15 protein-coding genes are annotated in these 17,553 nt (G+C 70.4%); 8 read left to right on the top strand and 7 right to left on the bottom strand.

Annotated features, from left to right (window positions below):
• Positions 1-41: 41 nt before the first annotated feature.
• Both ACIHFB_RS38530 and ACIHFB_RS38525 read right to left on the bottom strand, forming a co-directional pair.
• Positions 42-647, bottom strand: coding sequence for an ATP/GTP-binding protein (locus ACIHFB_RS38530; RefSeq protein ID WP_365282654.1), 606 nt, complete (start codon positions 645-647; stop codon positions 42-44).
• Positions 628-4,269, bottom strand: a complete 3,642-nt coding sequence (locus tag ACIHFB_RS38525) for a hydantoinase B/oxoprolinase family protein (RefSeq protein ID WP_400129335.1) — start codon at positions 4,267-4,269, stop codon at positions 628-630. Before ACIHFB_RS38525 ends, ACIHFB_RS38530 begins: the two co-directional genes overlap by 20 nt.
• A 328-nt stretch (positions 4,270-4,597) precedes the next feature.
• Here ACIHFB_RS38525 and ACIHFB_RS38520 point away from each other — a divergent pair, with 328 nt between their 5' ends.
• From ACIHFB_RS38520 to ACIHFB_RS38505, 4 genes are all read left to right on the top strand, one after another.
• Complete coding sequence (locus tag ACIHFB_RS38520) at positions 4,598-5,410, top strand: IclR family transcriptional regulator (RefSeq protein WP_400129334.1); 813 nt, start codon at positions 4,598-4,600, stop codon at positions 5,408-5,410.
• A 172-nt stretch (positions 5,411-5,582) separates the two neighbouring features.
• Positions 5,583-6,470 carry a 3-keto-5-aminohexanoate cleavage protein gene (locus tag ACIHFB_RS38515; protein WP_400129333.1) on the top strand — a complete coding sequence of 296 codons (888 nt, stop codon included), beginning with the start codon at positions 5,583-5,585 and terminating at the stop codon, positions 6,468-6,470.
• 96 nt (positions 6,471-6,566) lie between these two features.
• Complete coding sequence (locus ACIHFB_RS38510) at positions 6,567-7,541, top strand: 3-hydroxyacyl-CoA dehydrogenase NAD-binding domain-containing protein (protein ID WP_365282650.1); 975 nt, start codon at positions 6,567-6,569, stop codon at positions 7,539-7,541.
• Entirely contained in the window at positions 7,538-8,020 is a 483-nt protein-coding gene (locus tag ACIHFB_RS38505; protein ID WP_365282649.1) for a thioesterase family protein, read from the top strand. The genes ACIHFB_RS38510 and ACIHFB_RS38505 overlap by 4 nt, the downstream gene beginning before the upstream one ends.
• On the opposite strand, the gene ACIHFB_RS38500 is transcribed toward ACIHFB_RS38505, so the two are convergent.
• The 3 genes from ACIHFB_RS38500 to ACIHFB_RS38490 are packed head-to-tail and all read right to left on the bottom strand — an operon-like array spanning position 7,998 to position 11,606.
• Complete coding sequence (locus tag ACIHFB_RS38500) at positions 7,998-8,393, bottom strand: DUF742 domain-containing protein (RefSeq protein WP_210592045.1); 396 nt, start codon at positions 8,391-8,393, stop codon at positions 7,998-8,000. The genes ACIHFB_RS38505 and ACIHFB_RS38500 overlap by 23 nt on opposite strands.
• 10 nt (positions 8,394-8,403) lie before the next feature.
• Positions 8,404-8,841: a roadblock/LC7 domain-containing protein gene (locus ACIHFB_RS38495; protein ID WP_365282648.1), complete on the bottom strand. Its 438-nt coding sequence runs from the start codon at positions 8,839-8,841 to the stop codon at positions 8,404-8,406.
• A complete protein-coding gene (locus ACIHFB_RS38490; protein WP_400129332.1) occupies positions 8,838-11,606 on the bottom strand; it encodes a nitrate- and nitrite sensing domain-containing protein in 2,769 nt (922 codons plus the stop codon). Before ACIHFB_RS38490 ends, ACIHFB_RS38495 begins: the two co-directional genes overlap by 4 nt.
• Positions 11,607-12,025: 419 nt before the next feature.
• On the opposite strand from ACIHFB_RS38490, the gene ACIHFB_RS38485 reads away from it, so the two are divergent.
• Positions 12,026-12,712 carry a hypothetical protein gene (locus ACIHFB_RS38485; RefSeq protein ID WP_400129331.1) on the top strand — a complete coding sequence of 229 codons (687 nt, stop codon included), beginning with the start codon at positions 12,026-12,028 and terminating at the stop codon, positions 12,710-12,712.
• 164 nt (positions 12,713-12,876) lie between these two features.
• On the opposite strand, the gene ACIHFB_RS38480 is transcribed toward ACIHFB_RS38485, so the two are convergent.
• Together ACIHFB_RS38480 and ACIHFB_RS38475 are read right to left on the bottom strand one after the other, a co-directional pair.
• Positions 12,877-14,061: an NAD(P)/FAD-dependent oxidoreductase gene (locus ACIHFB_RS38480; protein WP_400129330.1), complete on the bottom strand. Its 1,185-nt coding sequence runs from the start codon at positions 14,059-14,061 to the stop codon at positions 12,877-12,879.
• A 106-nt stretch (positions 14,062-14,167) separates the two neighbouring features.
• On the bottom strand, positions 14,168-14,491 hold the full coding sequence (locus tag ACIHFB_RS38475; protein WP_365282644.1) for a bifunctional 3-phenylpropionate/cinnamic acid dioxygenase ferredoxin subunit: 324 nt from the start codon (positions 14,489-14,491) through the stop codon (positions 14,168-14,170).
• A gap of 288 nt (positions 14,492-14,779) precedes the next feature.
• On the opposite strand from ACIHFB_RS38475, the gene ACIHFB_RS38470 reads away from it, so the two are divergent.
• From ACIHFB_RS38470 to ACIHFB_RS38460, 3 genes are all read left to right on the top strand, one after another.
• Complete coding sequence (locus ACIHFB_RS38470; protein ID WP_365282643.1) at positions 14,780-15,619, top strand: IclR family transcriptional regulator; 840 nt, start codon at positions 14,780-14,782, stop codon at positions 15,617-15,619.
• 202 nt (positions 15,620-15,821) lie between these two features.
• Entirely contained in the window at positions 15,822-16,907 is a 1,086-nt protein-coding gene (locus tag ACIHFB_RS38465; RefSeq protein ID WP_400129329.1) for an S-(hydroxymethyl)mycothiol dehydrogenase, read from the top strand.
• Positions 16,904-17,521: an MBL fold metallo-hydrolase gene (locus tag ACIHFB_RS38460; RefSeq protein ID WP_400129328.1), complete on the top strand. Its 618-nt coding sequence runs from the start codon at positions 16,904-16,906 to the stop codon at positions 17,519-17,521. Before ACIHFB_RS38465 ends, ACIHFB_RS38460 begins: the two co-directional genes overlap by 4 nt.
• Positions 17,522-17,553 lie beyond the last annotated feature (32 nt).

Genomic DNA, 17,553 nt, shown 5'->3' with positions numbered 1-17,553 from the left:
CCCGTACCCCGGTCGGTGGGGGTACGGGCCGTACCCGTGTGTCAGGTGGTGACGGACTGGCGGCGCTCCGCCGCGTATGCCATGGCGTGTTGGACCACGCCGATGAGGACTTCCTTGACGGACTCCCGGTCGCGGGCGTCGCACAGGAACAGCGGTACGTGTCCGTCGAGGTCGAGTGCCTGGCGGACGTCCTCCTCGGGGTAACGGGACGCTCCTTCGAAGCAGTTGACGCCCACCAGGAAGGGTATGGAACGCCGTTCGAAGTAGTCGACGGCGGCGAAGGAGTCCTCCAGACGTCGGGTGTCCGCGAGGACGACGGCGCCGAGCGCGCCCTCGGAAAGCTCGTCCCACATGAACCAGAACCGCTCCTGACCGGGTGTGCCGAAGAGATACAGCACCAGGTCCTCGCGCAGGGTGATGCGCCCGAAGTCCATCGCGACGGTGGTGGTGTGCTTGCCCTCCACGCCACTCGTGTCGTCGACCGGGCGCCCTGCCTCCGTGAGCAGCTCTTCGGTGCGCAGCGGCCTGATCTCGCTGACCGCGCCGACGAGGGTCGTCTTACCCACGCCGAATCCGCCGGCCACCAGGATCTTGAGCGTGACGGGCTCGACCGGGGGTTTGCCACGCTCAGAACGCCCGAAGATCATCGATCTCTTCTCCTGCTTGATGGGGGTCGAGGGACGGTGGCCCGTAGCCTCCGCCGCCTGGGGTTTCGACGACGAGTACGTCGCCGGGGACGACGTCCCTCGCATCGCTTGCGCTCAGTGCGCTGACCGTACCGTCCGCGCGCTCCACGCGGTTGCTGCCCAGCGCACCGGGTTCGCCGCCCGCCATGCCGTAGGGCGGCACCCTGCGGTGCTGGGAGAGCGTGGAGACGGTCATCGGCTCGTGGAACCGGATACGGCGCACCGCTCCGTCGCCGCCGCGCCAGCGTCCGGCGCCGCCGCTGTCATGCCGGACGGCGAACTCCTCGAGCCGGACGGGGAGTCGCCACTCCAGGACCTCCGGGTCGGTGAGCCGCGAGTTGGTCATATGGGTCTGGACGACGGGCGCGCCGGCGAAGCCGTCGCCCGCGCCGGATCCGGAGGCGACCGTCTCGTAGTACTGGTGCCGTTCGTTGCCGAAGGTCACGTTGTTCATGGTGCCGGAGCCCTCGGCCTGGACGCGGAGAGCGGCATAGAGCGCGCCGGTGATCGCCTGCGAGGTCTCCACGTTGCCCGCGACGACGGCGGCAGGCGGCTCGGGCGCGAGCATCGAGCCGGGCGGTACGACGATGTCGAGGGGGCGCAGACAGCCGTCGTTGAGCGGGATGTCGTCGGCGACGAGGGTGCGGAAGACGTACAGCACGGCCGCGTTGACGACCGCGAAGGGGGCGTTGAAGTTGGAGGACAGCTGGGGTGAGGTCCCGGTGAAGTCGACCGTCGCGGAACGGTTCTCGCGGTCGACGCGCACGCTGACCCGGATGACGGCACCGGAGTCGGTCTCGTATGCGTACTCGCCGTCGTCCAGCGCGTCGATCACCCGTCGTACGGCTTCCTCGGCATTGTCCTGGACGTGCTTCATATACGCCTGGACGGCGTCGAGGCCGAAGTTGTCGATCATATGGGCGACTTCGTCGACGCCCTTCTGGTTGGCGGCGATCTGGGCCCGCAGGTCCGCGAGGTTGGTCTTCGGGTTGCGGGAGGGGTAGGGCGCCTCGGTGAGAAGGCGGAGGGTCTCGGCCTCGCGGAAGCGGCCGTCCTCGGCGAGCAGCCAGTTGTCGAAGAGGATCCCTTCCTCGTCGATGGTGCGGCTGTCGGCCGGCATGGAGCCGGGCGCGATGCCGCCGATCTCGGCGTGGTGGCCGCGGGAGGCGACGTAGAACAGGATCCGGCTACTTTCCGTGTCCTCCGTGTCGAAGACCGGGGTGATCACGGTGACGTCGGGGAGGTGGGTACCGCCGTGGTACGGGTCGTTGACGGCGTAGGTGTCGCCGGGGCGCATCCCTGAGCCGCGCCGCCGGATGACCTCCTTGACGCTGGTGCCCATCGAGCCCAGGTGGACGGGGATGTGAGGGGCGTTGGCCACCAGGTTTCCGTCCGGGTCGAAGAGGGCGCAGGAGAAGTCCAGGCGCTCTTTGATGTTGACGGACTGGGCGGTGGACTCCAGCCGGGCGCCCATCTGTTCGGCGATCGACATGAAGAGGCTGTTGAAGACCTCGAGCAGAACGGGATCGGCTTGTGTGCCGAGATCGGAACTCTGTGTAATCGCCGCGCGTTCCATGACCAGATGCCCGTCGTCGGTCGTCGCGGCTCGCCAGCCGTCGTCGACGACGGTCGTCGCGCTGGCTTCGGTGATGATCGCCGGGCCGGTGACGGTCTCGCCGGGGGGCAGGTCCTCACGGCGGTGGAGGGGTACGTCGCGCCAGGCGCCGCCCGTGTGGAGGCGGACGATCTCGGGCGCGGCGGAGCGGCCGTCAGGGGTCGCTTCGAACGGGGCGAGAGCAGAGAGATCGGGGGGTTCGGTGATGCCGGTGGCTTCCACGGAGAGTGCTTCGACAACGACCGGGCGGTCGAGCGTGAAGGAGTACGTGGCGCGATGACGTTCTTCGAAGGCGTGCTGCATGGTGTCGGGCTCGGTGAACTCGACGGTGAGCGGCGTGTCCGTGCCGTCGTAGCGGAGCTGAGCGCGGCGGGTGACACGGATGCGGTCCTCGGGGACGTCCTCGGCGAGGAGTTCGGCGCGGGCCGCACCCTCCAGGTCGTCGGCGGTCTTGAGGACGGCGGGCATCGAGGCAGACTCCAGGGGTGCCTCGACGGACTGTTCACGCATGGCGGTGGTGTCGGCGAGCCCGATCCCGAGCGCGGAGAGGACACCGGCCATCGGCGGCACGAGGACGGTGCGGATACCGAGCGAGTCGGCGACCATGCACGCGTGCTGGCCTCCCGCGCCACCGAAGGTGGTGAGGGCGTAGCGGGTGACGTCGTGGCCCTTCTGGACGGAGATCCGCTTGACCGCGTTGGCGATGTTGGCGACGGCGATCTGGAGGTACCCCTCGGCGACCTGCTCCGGCGTGCGGTCGTCACCGGTCTGCTCGCGGATCACGCGGGTGAGGGCGACGAACCGGTCGCGGACGAGCGCGTCGTCGAGCGGCTGATCGCCGTCGGGACCGAACACCTTGGGGAAATGGGCGGGTTGGATACGGCCGAGCATGACGTTGGCGTCGGTGACGGCGAGCGGGCCGCCGCCCCGGTAGCAGGCGGGACCCGGGTCCGCGCCCGCCGAGTCCGGCCCTACGCGGTAGCGGGAGCCGTCGAAGTGGAGGACGGAGCCGCCGCCGGCCGCGACGGTGTGGATGTCCAGCATGGGGGCGCGCAGCCGGACGCCGGCGATCTGTGTGGTGAAGACGCGTTCGTACTCGCCCGCGAAGTGAGAGACGTCGGTGGAGGTGCCGCCCATGTCGAAGCCGATGACACGTTCGAAGCCGGCCAGTTGCGACATGCGGGCCATGCCGACGATGCCGCCGGCAGGCCCGGACAGGATGGCGTCCTTGCCGCGGAACTGCCCGGCCTCCGCGAGTCCGCCGTTGGACTGCATGAACATCAACCGCACGCCTTCGAGTTCGTCGGCGACGTGCTGGACGTAGCGGCGCAGCACGGGCGACAGGTAGGCATCGACGACGGCGGTGTCCCCGCGCGGGACGAGCTTCATCAGCGGGCTGACCTCGCTGGACAGCGAGATCTGCGGGAAGCCGATGCGGGCGGCCAGTTCACCCACGGCCTGTTCGTGGGCGGGGTGGAGGTGGCTGTGCATGCAGACCACGGCAACCGCGCGGATCCCGTCGTCGTACGCCTCCTGGAGGGTCGCGGCGAGGGAATCCAGGTCGGGTGCGCGCAGGACCGTGCCGTCGGCGGCGATGCGCTCGTCGACCTCGACGACGCGTTCGTAGAGCAGCTCCGGAAGTTCGATGCGGCGGGCGAAGATGCGGGGGCGGTTCTGGTAGGCGATGCGCAGGGCGTCGCGGAAGCCCTGGGTGATGACCAGGAGGGTGCGCTCACCCTTTCGTTCCAGGAGGGCGTTCGTGGCGACGGTCGTCCCCATCCGGACGGCCTCGACGGGGTCTTGGGAGCCGTCCAGCAGTTCGCGTACGCCGGCGACTGCGGCATCCGTGTAGCGCGCGGGGTTGTCGGACAACAGCTTGTGGGTCAGGAGACGGCCGTCGGGTCGTCGCGCGACGATGTCCGTGAAAGTGCCGCCTCGGTCGACCCAGAACTGCCAGCCCGTCGTCACGTCCGTCTCCCCGATCGCGCTGCTCGGAACCGTATCCGCAGCTCGGTGGTGGGCAAGCCGCAGATGGTCGTCGCCGATCGGTCAGATCATATCGGGAGGGCTGCCGCAGTGCCCGGTCTGCACCGGGCGGTGCCGGTCGGCGGAGGCCCGCGGTCCCCCTTCCACGTCCTTCGTCGCGGAGGCGGACGCAGGGGCTTCAGGGCACGCGCCCTCTTTGGCCGACTGCGTCGTCCCTGGAATCGGACTTGTTCACATGATGCGATGGCTGCGCGGATGATGAGAAGATGGGGATGTGTCCCGCGAGCCGTCAGGAGCCAGGAAGATGCGCATGTCCAACAGTCCACGGACCCCCGGCGACAGCGAGTCCGTCCAGGCCGCCGAGCCGGGCGGTTCATCGGGCAAGGTCCAGTCCCTGGAACGGGCGATCACCCTGCTCCAGGCGACCGCCGACAGCGCACCGGACGGCGACACGGCCTCGAATCTGGCCGCGCACTGCGGGCTCAACCGGGCCACGGCATGGCGACTGCTGTCCACGCTGGAGCAGCACGGCCTGGTGGAGCGCGACCCCGCCAGCAACCGGTACACCATCGGTTTCACGGTCGCCCGGATGGCATCCGCGGCCGGCTTCGACGGGCTGATCCGCAGGGCGCACGGCACGCTGCGCCGGGTCAGCGAGCAGACCGGCGAGACCGCCAACCTCGCCGTCGTCCAACAACTCGGGCTGATGTACGTCGACGAAGTGACACCGCCCGTCGTCCTGAGCGCCAAGTGGCTGGGACGGCAGGTGCCGCTGCACGCCACGTCGACCGGCAAGGCATTGCTGGCCTGGCTGCCCGCTCAGGAGGCCGAGTCACTGCTCACCGAGCCGCTGACCGCGTTCACCGACACGACCGTCACCGACCTGGGGCGTCTGCGGGAGGAGTTCGCACGGACACGGGAGCGCGGATACAGCGTCTGCGCGGGTGAGATGGAGCGGAATCTGTACGGGGTGTCCGCGCCGGTGCTCGGCGGCGGTGGCCGGCCTTTCGCCGTGGTCAGCATCTGGGGGCCGCAGGACCGGGTGAACGAGGCGCGGTTCGCGGACCTCGGGGCGCTGGCGCGGGGAGCGGCGGAGGAGATCGCGGCGGCTGCGCGGGCGTAGGGCTGAGGCAGACGCCCCTGGCGCTGAGGCAGGCGCCCTTGACGTGGCTGCCCGAGACAGCGCATGTTCGTATTCATATTCTGCGATGACTGCTCGTAATGCGAGCACTCTCGAGTAACCCAACCCGACAGCTCCTTGCTCCACCTCAGCCCAGAGAGGAACCAGCGCGACCATGAACCAGGACGTCATCATCACCTGCGCCCTCACCGGCGCCGGTGACACCGTGCGCAAGAGCCCGCACGTCCCCGTCACCCCGGAGCAGATCGCCACGTCCGCCGTACAGGCCGCCGAGGCCGGTGCCGCCGCCGTACACATCCACGTCCGCGACCCCGAGACCGGGGCGCCCTCCCGCGACCCGCGCCTGTATCGCGAGGTCGTCGAGCGCATCAAGGAGACCGGCACCGACGTCGTCATCAACCTCACCGCAGGCATGGGCGGCGACCTGGTGATCGACCCCGAGGAGCCGCTGAAGTACCTGCCCGGCACCGACCTGGTCGGCGGGCTCGAACGGCTCCCGCATGTGGCGGACCTGCTGCCCGACATCTGCACCCTGGACTGCGGCTCCCTCAACTTCGGCGACGGGTCCAACCTCTATGTCTCCACGCCTGACATGCTGCGCACCGGGGCACGGCGCATCCAGGAGCTGGGCGTGCGGCCGGAGTTGGAGATCTTCGACACCGGGCACCTGTGGTTCGCCAAGCAGTTGCTCGCCGAGGGGCTGCTCGACGACCCGACCGTGTTCCAGCTGTGCATGGGCATTCCGTGGGGCGCGCCCGCGGATCCCGGCGTCCTTCAGTCGATGGTGAACATGCTGCCGGAGGGCGCCCAGTGGGCCAGCTTCGCGCTGGGACGTATGCAGATGCCGTGGGTGGCGCAGTCGATGCTGCTCGGCGGCCATGTACGCGTCGGCCTGGAGGACAACCTCTACCTGGGCAAGGGCGTCAAGGCGACCAATGCCCAACTCGTGGAGCGTGCCGTGACGATCGTCGAGGCGCTGGGCGCACGCGTCGCCACGCCCGACGAGGCCCGACTCAAGCTCGGCCTCAAACCCCGCGGCTGAGACCCCGCCCCACTGACACCCCGCCTCACTGACGCCCTGCTCCACTGACACCCTGCCCCGCCGACACCCTGCCAAGAAGCCCAGAAGGAGCCTGAGTTGACGGACACGTACACGCCCGCCGCGGCACCCGAGGACGTACGCCGCGTCGCCTGTGTCGGCGCCGGAGTCATCGGCGGCGGCTGGGCCGCCCACTTCCTCGCCCGCGGCTATGACGTCATGGCCTGGGATCCCGCCCCCGACGCCGAGGCACGACTGCGCCGGCTGGTCGAGGCCGCGTGGCCCGCGCTGGAGCAACTGGGACTCGCCCCGGGTGCCAGCGCCGACCGGCTCACCGTGACCGACACCCTCGAAGAGGCGGTCCGCGAGGCGCAGTTCGTACAGGAGAGCGCTCCGGAGAAGCTGGGCCTCAAGCGCGAGCTGCTGGCCGAGCTGGACGCGGCGACGCCGCCCGGCGTCGTCATCGCCTCCTCGACGTCCGGCTATCCGATGACGGACATGCAGACCGAGGCCGGCACACCGGGCCGGCTGGTGGTCGGGCATCCGTTCAATCCGCCGTATCTCATACCGCTCGTCGAGGTAGTCGGCGGCGAGCGCACGGACGCCGAGGCGGTCCGTTGGGCCGCGCGCTTCTACGAGGTGGCGGGCAAGTCCGTCATCACCATGGACCGCGAGGTCCCCGGCTTCATCGCCAACCGCCTTCAGGAGGCCCTGTGGCGCGAGGCCCTGCACATGGTGGCGGGCGGTGAGGCGACGGTCCGTGAGATCGATCTGTCGATCACCGAAGGGCCCGGCCTGCGCTGGGCGGTGATGGGTCCGATGCTCACCTTTGCGCTCGCAGGCGGTGAGGGCGGAATGGCCCATATGCTCGACCACTTCGGGCCGTCCCTGAAGTCGCCGTGGACCCGCCTGGCAGCCCCCGAGCTGGACAAGGCCCTCTACGACGCGGTGGTGGCCGGCTGCGACGACGCCGCCGACGGCCGTACGATCGCCGATCTCGTCGCCGAACGCGACCGGGGCGTCATCGACGTCCTGCGCGCCACCGGCCGGCTGCCCCGGACCGGTGCCGCATGAGTCTGCCGCTGTTCCGGGAGACCGTGCGCCCCGAGTGGATCGACTACAACGGCCATATGAGTGAGGCGTATTACGTCCTCGTCTTCGGCTTCGCGACGGACGCGCTGATGGAGCGTACGGGGCTGGACTCCACCTACCGCAAGCGCACCGGCTGCTCGCTCTACACGGTCGAGGCGCACGTCCGCTATCTGCGGGACGTACCGGAGGGCGCCCAACTCGCCGTACACACGCGCGTGCTGGGAGCGGCCGGGAAGAAGGCGCGGTTCGCACACGAGATGTATGTCGTCGAGGGGCCGCGGGCGGAGCCCGACCCGGTCGCCACGACGGAACTGCTGGCGCTGCACGTCGATCAGGGGGCGGGACGCGCCGTCCCGTTCCCGCCCGAGGTCCGCGAGCGCCTCGCGGCGCTCGCGGAGGAGCCGCCCGGATGGGCGGGACGGTCGATCGATCCGGTGGTCACAACGCCCGGAGGCCGTTGATCACATCACGCAGGATGCTCTCGTCCGGCAGCTCCGCCGGAGGTACCGGACGGTTCACATGGACGAGTTCCCCGTCCACGAGGTCGCCGATGAGGACGCGTACGACGCCGATGGGGAGGTCGAGTTCGGCGGCCAGTTCGGCGACCGACTGCGGGGTGTCCCGGCACAGACCGACGATGTCCACGTGTTCCGGGGACAGCGTGTGGTCGGCGTCGGAGTCCTCCGCGTCGGGTTCCGTGACGACCACCGCGATCAGGTCCAGGCGGTGCTGGCCCGCATGGCTGGTGCGGCCGCGCGTCATGGCGTACGGACGGACCACCGGTCCGGCCTCGTCGTCGAACCAGTGGCTTCTTCCCTGACCGTCTCCGCTCATGTCATTCTCACTACCCGCCCGCAGACAGATCGGTGCGCGGAGCGGCCCCCAGATGTACACCGACCCGCTTCACCAGGAGCGTCATCTCGTAAGCGACCTGGCCGACGTCGGAATCGGCGTCCGCCAGGACGGCGAGGCAACTGCCGTCACCCGCGGCCGTGACGAACAGGAAGGCGTCGTCGAGCTCGACGACCGTCTGCCGTACGCTGCCGGCCTCGAAATGCCGGCCCACACCCTTGGCGAGGCTGTGGAAGCCGGAGGCGACGGCGGCCAGGTGCTCGCTGTCCTCCCGGGTCAGGTCTTTGGACGCCCCCGTCGCAAGTCCGTCGCCGGAGAGCACGACGGCCTTGCGGATGCTCGCGACACGGTCCACCAGGTCGTCCAGGAGCCAGTTCAGCTCGCCCGTCCTGCCGGTGTCGCCGTGGCCGTTCGCCTTCGGTGCGGTCATCGACCGTCCCCCTTAGTCGTTCGTTGTGGTGCTGTGCCGCTGGGCGAGTCATCGCCCGCGGCGTTCTCACTGCGGCCGCGCTGCCAGCCGCGCTGGAGCGAGGCCATACGGCTGCGTACCTCGTCGGCGTCCCGTTCGGCGGGCTCTGCCCGCTGCTCGGTGCGCCGCTCGGCGGCCTGTTTGAGCTGCGGAGCCAGGTTGGCCTGGCGGACGCGGCGGGGCAGCGGCGCCGTGCGCGAGCCGGTGGTCGGGGCGGCGGCGCCGTCCTGACCGGGCTCGGGTCGGGCCCCAGGTCCGGTTTCCGGTCTGCGGTCCGGTCGGGTCTGCGGTCCGGTCTCCAGTCTCCCCTCGTGCCCGGCCTCCTGTCCGGTTTCCTCTCGGCCTTCGTGCCTGGACTCCTGACCCGCCGACGCGATGGCGGCGCGGCGGGTGCGCTTCGGGAGGGCGGGTGCCGTGTCCGAGGACTCCCCGCTCTCGCGCCGGGATCGCTGCTCGGTGACCGGACGCCCGTGCGAGCTGACCAGCTTGGGGGCGCCGCGGCGGGGCAGCGGGACGGGGGCGCCGAGACGGTCGTCCGCGTCGGGTCCGGCCGGCTGGTGCGGTTCGCCGGGCAGGCCCATGGGGGCCGGGCCGCGCGGGCGGAACAGGCCGCCGCGTTCGCCGTCCTCGTCGTCGAGTGCGCCTGGGAAGTCGTTCAATGCGTCCAGGTCGACGGGGGCTTCCAGTTCGACCGGACCGTTCAGGAGGGCCGGCGGCAGACCCGGGAGCTGCACGGGCACCTGGGAGAGCGCGGCGCGGCGGCTCTCCTCCAGCTCGGCCTCCTTCGTGGGCCGGTCCCGGTCGAGGCGGAAGCCGATGCCGTTGGTGTCGGGGACGTCGTCCGTCAGCAGCGCGTCGGGGATGAAGACGACCGCGGTGGTGCCGCCGTACGGGGAGGGCTGGAGGGAGACCCGGACGTTCTGCCGCTGGGCGAGCCGGCTGACCACGAACAGGCCGAGCCGGTCGGTGTCGGACAGCTCGAACTCGGGGGTCTCGGCGAGCCGGAGGTTGGCGTCCAGGAGCGCGTCGGCGGCCATGCCGAGGCCGCGGTCGTGGATCTCGAGGGTGAAGCCGTTGGCGACGCGCTCGCCGAGGACCTGGACGGCGGTGTGCGGCGGGGAGAACACCGTGGCGTTCTCCAGGAGTTCGGCGACGAGATGGGTGAGGTCCGCGACAGCCGGGCCGGTCACGGCGACCCGGGGCAGTCGGCGGACCTCGATGCGCTCGTAGTCCTCCACCTCGGCGACGGCGGCGCGTACGACGTCCATGAGCTGGACGGGCTTGCGCCACTGCCGGGAGGGGGCGGCGCCGGAGAGGATCACCAGGCCCTCGGCGTGCCGGCGCATACGGGTGGTGAGGTGGTCGAGCCGGAACAGGTCGGCGAGTTCCTCGGTGTCCTCGGTCCTGCGCTCCATGGTGTCGAGCAAAGTGAGCTGCTTGTGCAGCAGGACCTGGCTGCGCCGGGCGAGGTTCACGAATACCTCGGAGACGCCGGCGCGCAGTTCGGCCTGTTTGACGGCGGCCTCGACGGCGGCGCGCTGGAGGGTGTTGAGGGCCTGGCCGACCTCGCCCATCTCGTTCTTGTCGAACTCCAGGCGGGGGACCTCGGTCTCGACGTCGACCTGTTCGCCGGCGGACAGACGGCGCATCACGCTCGGCAGCCGTACGCCGGACGCCTCGTGCGCCTCCAGCCGCAGTTGGCGCAGATCACGGATGAGGCCGCGGCCGATCCGCACGGACAGGAAGAGCGAGAACAGCAGCGCGATCAGGCCGAGGACACCGGCGACGGCGGCCTGGGCGATGACACCGATCGCGACCGGGCGCACCCGGTCCTGATAGCGGTCGTTGGCCTGGTCGTTGAGGGTGCCGAGTTCGTCGAGCACATCGCCGGCGGCGGTGTCCCAGGTCTGTGCGGTGACATCGCTCGGCGTGCCGTCAGCGGAGGAGCTGGCGGACTCCTCGGCCACGCGCAGCGGGGCGCTGGCGGCGTTCTTCCAGAAGCGCTCGTACCGGTCGCGATCCGAGGAGGGCAGCAGCGGCAGGTTGACGTCGTACATCAGCGTCCGCTGGGCCACGAGGTCGGAGACGTCACGGGCCTCGCCGCGGGTGATCCTGCCGACGATCAGCGCGGAGCCGAGGAGGGCGTCCTCCTGGGAGAGCAGCTCGCGGGCCCGGGCGAGGTTGATGAGGGCGCGGTACTGCTTGTCCAGTTCCATGTCGTCCACGACGTGGAGGTTGATGAGCAGGACGTAGCAGGGGTCGACGAGCCGATTGTAGAGGTCGAGGGCCTGGGCTCGGTTGACGGTGCCGTTCTCGACACTGCGGCGCAGCGCCTGGATGCCGTCGAGGGCTTCCAGGAGGGCCGTCAGCCGCTCGCCGGTGGCCTGTCCCACCGCGTCGCGTACGTCCGCGTCCTCGGCGTTCGTACGGATCTTGGCCACGGCCTCGTCGGTGGCGGCCCTGCTGCGGCGCAGCGCGGCGAGACCGTCGGAGGCGCGCGGGTCGGCGAGATAGACGAGCGTCTGGCGGCGTTCCTGCTGGAGCACCCGGACGGTGTCCTCGGCCGGGTAGGCGATGTTCTCCACGACCTCGGAGACGTTGAACAGCTGGCCCGCCTCACGTCCGGTGAGTACCGTGGCGAAGCCCCAGATCGCCGTCAGTGACACCAGCGGCACGAGAAGCAGCGCCACGATCTTCCGGCGGATGGACTTCCCGCGAAAGCGCATGGCCTCCCCCAGCTCGACCCCCGCCGGCCGGGGGTACACATGTACGTCAACAAACGGCGCGAGCCTACTACTGACGCATAGGTAACTCGAAGACCTGTCCGGAAGCTGAACGTCCACAACGGTGGCGGGTCGTGGGGAGTTGTCCGGCCATTACGGGAGATTGCCGCCCTCGATCCCACGGTGTCCACGGAGAACAATCCAGTCGTTTACCGCGCCGGTTGGCTGGAATTTTACGGTAGTTGGGAATCTTCGCGGCGTGCCGTTCGTCCTTACTGACGGGAATGGGGGGCGGAATGGGCCACAGGAGCCGCATCCCGCACCCGGGCGGCGTAAAACAGCGCAAGCCGGGCACCCAGTGGGGAGCCGTGTCCTCGGACACGGGCGACTGGGTCTGACCGGCGGTGGGGAGTGACACGTTGATGGGCACGGCGGAGCGGCGCGAGGCGCCCAATGACGGCATGGCGGCGCAGGCGACGGCAGAACGGATCCCCGAGGCACGGGATCACCACATTCCGGCAACCGACCGGGACACGACGGACGGGCGGGACGCCGCGGCGGCCGACGCCGGGGCGGTGGCAGGGGTGAGCGTGGCGAAGGGCGGTGCGGGCGTGGTGACACAGGAGCGCGTCGCGGAGACCGGTGCGGATGCGGACACGAAGACGCGGGAGCGCGTCTCGGAGGCCGCTGTTCGTGAGGATGTGCAGGAGCAGCTGTATTACCGGCAGTTGTGGGTCGAGGAGCCCGCGCAGCGGCGTCGGATGCCGGATCCGGTGCGTACGGCGGCGGTGCGGGCGGTGCTCGTCATCGCCGTGACACTGATCCAGGCGATGGTGGCCTTCCTGTGCACGCTGGCCGGATCGTGGCTGGCGTTCCCCATGGTGCTCAGCAGCGTGGCCAGCACGGTGGTGGCCACCTGGGGCGCCCTGGACGTCTGGGTGACCCGGCAGGTGTGGAACCAGCGCAACGGCGTGGTGTCCATACCCAGCAGCACCGCGCGAGCCCTGCGGCGCGAACGACGCAGGGCCAGGCGACAGGCACGGACCGCCGAGCGCGCCCAGGAGCGGATACGGAGTCGGGGTGGCGCCGGTCAGCTGTCGCACTCCTGAGGCGACGCCGGGTCAACTGCCACACTTGCGAGCCGACGATGGCGAGCGGTGCTGCTCCCGATCCCAACGATGGCGAGCAGCACTGCTCCCGACCCCGACGACGGCGAGCCGCGCCACTCCCCACCCGGCGATGGTGACCCGCACCGCTCCCGAGACGCCGACGATCACAGCGCAGCCGGCTGCGCCCGGTGCTCCCCGCGTACGAGTTCCCGTCGCGCCCGCATGAAGGGGCGCGGCCGGTCCACTGAGAGCACTGCGGTCGTGCGGCCGTCCCGCTCGTACAGCGCCAGGAAGCCGCCCTCGGCCGGTGCACCGTCGGCCAGTTCGCCCTCGGTGATGCGGACCGTGTCCCCGGCCTGACGCCGGCCGGCGAACTGGATGCGTGCGCTGTACTGGTCGGACCAGAAGTACGGCACCGACCGCACGCTCTGCACGGTGCGTCCGGCGAGCAGGTTGGCCACGGCGACCTTCGGCTGTTCCGTAGCCGACGTCCAGTGCTCGGCGCGGGATCCGCCGACGCGGGCGACATCGCCGACGGCGACCACCTGCGGCAGCGCGGTCGCACAGCCGTCGTCGCACAGGACGCCGTCGTGCAGGGCGAGCGTCGAGCCCGCCAGCCAGCCCGTGTTGGGGACGGCGCCGATGCCGACGATCACCACATCGGCGGGCAGGGTACGACCGTCGGAGAGTTCCACGCCGGTGACCGAGACGGTGCCGCGCAGTCCTGCGACACCGGTGCCGGTGACCAGGTCGACACCGCCACGCCGGTGCAGCGTGGCGCACACGGAGGCCATCTCGGCGCCGAGTTGGGGCACGAGAGGCAGCGGGGCGGCCTCGACGACGGTGACGGTGTGGCCGAGGCCGGCGCACGAGGACGCGGTCTCGGCGCCGATGAAGCCGCCGCCGATGACGACGACCCGGCGTGGGCCGCTGCCGAGTTCGGCGCGCAGGGCACGGGCGTCGTCCAGGGTACGCAGGGTGTGCACCCCGGCGAGGCCGTCGCCCGGGAGACGGCGGGCCGAGGCGCCGGTGGCGATGACGACGCCGTCGGTGGACACCGTCCGGCCGCCGTCGAGCAGCACGGTGCGGCCGCGGGCGTCGAGCCCTCGGGCACGGACGCCGAGAAGCCACTCGGCGTCGAGTTCGGCGGTCTCCTCGGCGTCGGTGAGAGCGAGACGGTCCTCGTCGGCAGCGCCGGTGAAAAAGTCCTTGGACAGCGGCGGCCGATCGTACGGACGGTGGGGCTCGTCACCGACGATCACCAGCCGCCCGTCGAACCCCTGGGCGCGCAGTTCCCGGGCGGCGTACAGCCCGGAGAGCGAGGCACCGACGACGGTCACGGTCCTCATACGGCGCGGCTCCTCTCTCCACCCACGACAGTCACGACACCCACGACACCCGAGGCACTCTCGGCACCCACGACCCCCGCCACCACGACCCTCCGTGTCAGCGCGTTCATGCGGCGGTGCCCTCCTCCACGGCGATGTGGACGTGCACCACGCCGTCGTCGACGCTGACGCGGTGGGTGCGCACGGCGCGGCGGGCCGGGAGGCAGGTCGGTTCGCCGGTACGGAGATCGAATGAAGCGGCGTGCAGCGGGCATTCGACCAGGCAGCCCTCCAGCCAGCCCTCGGAGAGCGAGGCGTCCTGGTGGGTGCAGGTGTCGTCGATGGCGTACAACTCGCCGTCTTCGGTGTGGAACACGGCGATGGGCGGTGACGTCTCAAGACGGACGGACTCGCCCTCGGGGATGTCTTCGAGGCGGCAGACGGGAATCACGGGCCCCCCTCTCGGTCCGGGACACTGGGGTCCGGACCGACTTGGTCCAGGCAGGTAGGGAGTGCGGACCTTCGTTGGTCCGACAGTCAGGAGGTCAGCGGCGCCGGACCCCGCGGGGTCCGAACGGTTCGGACCCCTTACGGGGACCGGACGCTTCGGTAACATGAAGTTTCGTATGGCGCATGAGCAAGCGCTATGCGCAACAGAATCCGGGCGGGACGACCGTCGCGTCAAGGGTTTCCCGCAGATGCGGCCCAAACAGGGCCGCAAGGTGGTGAGAGTTCAGCCATGACCCGCACGCAGAAGCAGTCCGACCGTACCGAGGAGACCGCCGGGAGCAGCGACATCACTGAGAAGCAGAGCGGTCGGGGCGGGGCGGGCGGTGTGCAGTCGGTGGACCGCGCCGTGAGCGTGCTGGAGATCCTCGCCCGCCACGGCGAGGCGGGCGTCACCGAGATCGCCGACGAGCTGGACGTGCACAAGTCCACCGCGTTCCGGCTGCTCGGCGTCCTGGAGAACCGCGGCCTGGTGGCCCAGGCCAAGGACCGCGGCAAGTACTACCTGGGCGCCGGCGTACTGCGCCTCGCGGGGGCGGCGGCAGTGCGTCTGGACGTCTCGCAGGAGGGCGTTCCGGTCTGCCGGGAACTCGCCGACGAACTGGGCGAGACGGTCAACATCGCGGTCCTGGACGAGGACGCGGCGGTCAACATCATGCAGGCCCGCGGCACCGCGTCCGTGACGGCCCAGAACTGGCTGGGCCGCCGCACCCCGCTGCACGCCACGTCCAGCGGCAAGGTGCTGCTCGCACACCTGCCGCCCACCCTGCGCGAGGGCCTGCTGGCCCGCTCGCTCCCGCGTTTCACCGACCGCACGATCACCGGCACCTCCGCGCTGCGGGTCGAGTTGGAGGCCTCGGTCGAGCAGGGGTTCTGCGTGGCCGTCGAGGAGCTGGAGCTGGGCCTGGCGGCGGCGGCCGCGCCGGTCCGGGCGCACGATGGCAAGGTGATCGCGGCGATCAGCGTGTCGGGGCCGGTGTACCGGCTGAGCAGCGATCGGTTGCCGGAGCTGGCCAAGCGCACCGTGGCAGCGGGGGCCGATCTGTCCCGCCGTATGGGATACGGCTTCTGACGGAGCCCGCGTAGACGATCGAGGCAGGGCGGGACCAGGACACTCCTGGTCCCGCCCTGCTGTGTGTCCGGCAGATTTCGTCCGCCCCGTTCCTTTTGCCAAGGGTTAACTCGTACCTCTTGACGGCCCCCTGACGGCGTTCTCACTATGTTCCTCATCGCGCAACCCATCGTGTATTGCGCAACAGCAGAGGAGCTAGGTCGTGCCACACGAGGTCCGTGCCGTAGTCGCTGTGAAGAAGGGCGCACCGGTCGAGGTGCAGACGATCGTGGTCCCCGATCCGGGGCCCGGTGAGGTGCTGGTGAACGTGCAGGCCTGCGGGGTGTGCCACACGGATCTGCACTACCGCGAGGGCGCGATCACCGACGGGTTCCCGTTTCTGCTGGGCCATGAGGCGGCCGGCACGATCGAGGCGGTCGGCGCCGGCGTGACCGACCTGGAGCCCGGCGACTATGTGGTCCTCGCCTGGCGCGCTCCCTGCGGCTCCTGCCGCTCGTGTCACCGGGGCCGGCCTTGGTACTGCTTCGACTCCCGCAACGCCGCCCAGCCGATGACGCTGCTCGACGGCACCCCGCTCTCCCCTGCCCTCGGTATCGGCGCCTTCACCGAGAAGACCCTGGTCGCGGCGGGCCAGGCCGTGAAGATCAACCCGGCTGCCCGCCCCGAGGCGGCGGGGCTCATCGGTTGCGGGGTGATGGCCGGTTACGGCGCCGCCGTCAACACCGGGAAGGTCGGCCGCGGCGACTCGGTGGCCGTCATCGGCTGCGGTGGCGTCGGCAACGCGGCGATCGCGGGCGCCTGTCTCAACGGCGCCATGAAGGTCATCGCCATCGACATCGACGACAAGAAGCTCGACCAGGCCGAGAGGTTCGGCGCCACGCACACCGTCAACTCCCGTGGCACGGACGCGGTCGAGGCGGTCCGTGAGCTCACCGACGGCTTCGGCGTGGACATCGCGATCGACGCCGTGGGCCGCCCGGAGACCTTCAAGCAGGCCTTCTACATGCGTGACCACGCGGGCACGCTGGTCCAGGTCGGCGTCCCCTCCCCCGAGATGAAGGTCGAACTCCCCCTGATCGACGTGTTCTCGCGCGGCGGCGCGATCAAGTCGTCGTGGTACGGCGACTGTCTGCCGAGCCGCGACTTCCCGTTCCTCATCGACCAGTACCTGTACGGGCTGCTCGACCTCAACGCCTTCGTCACGGAGACCATCGCGCTCGACCAGGTGGAGCGGGCGTTCGCCAAGATGCACCACGGCGAGGTGCTCCGCTCGGTGGTGGTCCTGTGAGCGGCGTCCGCGTGGACCGGGTCGTCACCGAGGGCACCTTCAGCCTCGACGGCGACACCTTCGACGTCGACAACAACGTCTGGCTCGTGGGCGATGACGAGGAGGTGCTGATCGTCGACGCCGCCCATGACGCCCGTACGATCCACGAGGCCGTGGCCGGCCGCCACGTCACCGCCATCGTCTGCACCCACGCCCACGACGACCACATCGACGCGGCCGCCGCGCTCTCCGTCCTGACCGGCGCGCCCGTGCTCCTGCACTCCGACGACTTCGAGCTCTGGTCCCACACGTACCCCGCCCGCAAACCGGACGGCGAACTCACCGACGGCCGGATCCTCACGGTCGCCGGGATCGAACTACAGGTCATCCACAACCCCGGCCACACCTGGGGCAGTTGCTCCCTCTACGCCCCGTTCCTCAACGCGGTCTTCACCGGCGACACCCTCTTCCACGGCGGCCCCGGCGCCACCGGCCGCTCCTACTCGGACCGCCCGACCATCGAGGCCTCCATCCGCAACCGACTGCTCACGCTGCCCGCCGACACGGTCGTCCACACCGGGCACGGCCAGGACACGACGATCGCCGCCGAACGGCCGAACGTCCCCACGCCCTAGGCGAGTTCACCCCCTGAGCGGGTTCACCCCCC

The organism is Streptomyces sp. NPDC051963 (assembly GCF_044593495.1).
Lineage (GTDB): Bacteria > Actinomycetota > Actinomycetes > Streptomycetales > Streptomycetaceae > Streptomyces.
The sequence above is the reverse complement of the archived record's forward strand: the minus strand, read 5'-3'. Positions and strand labels throughout refer to the sequence as shown.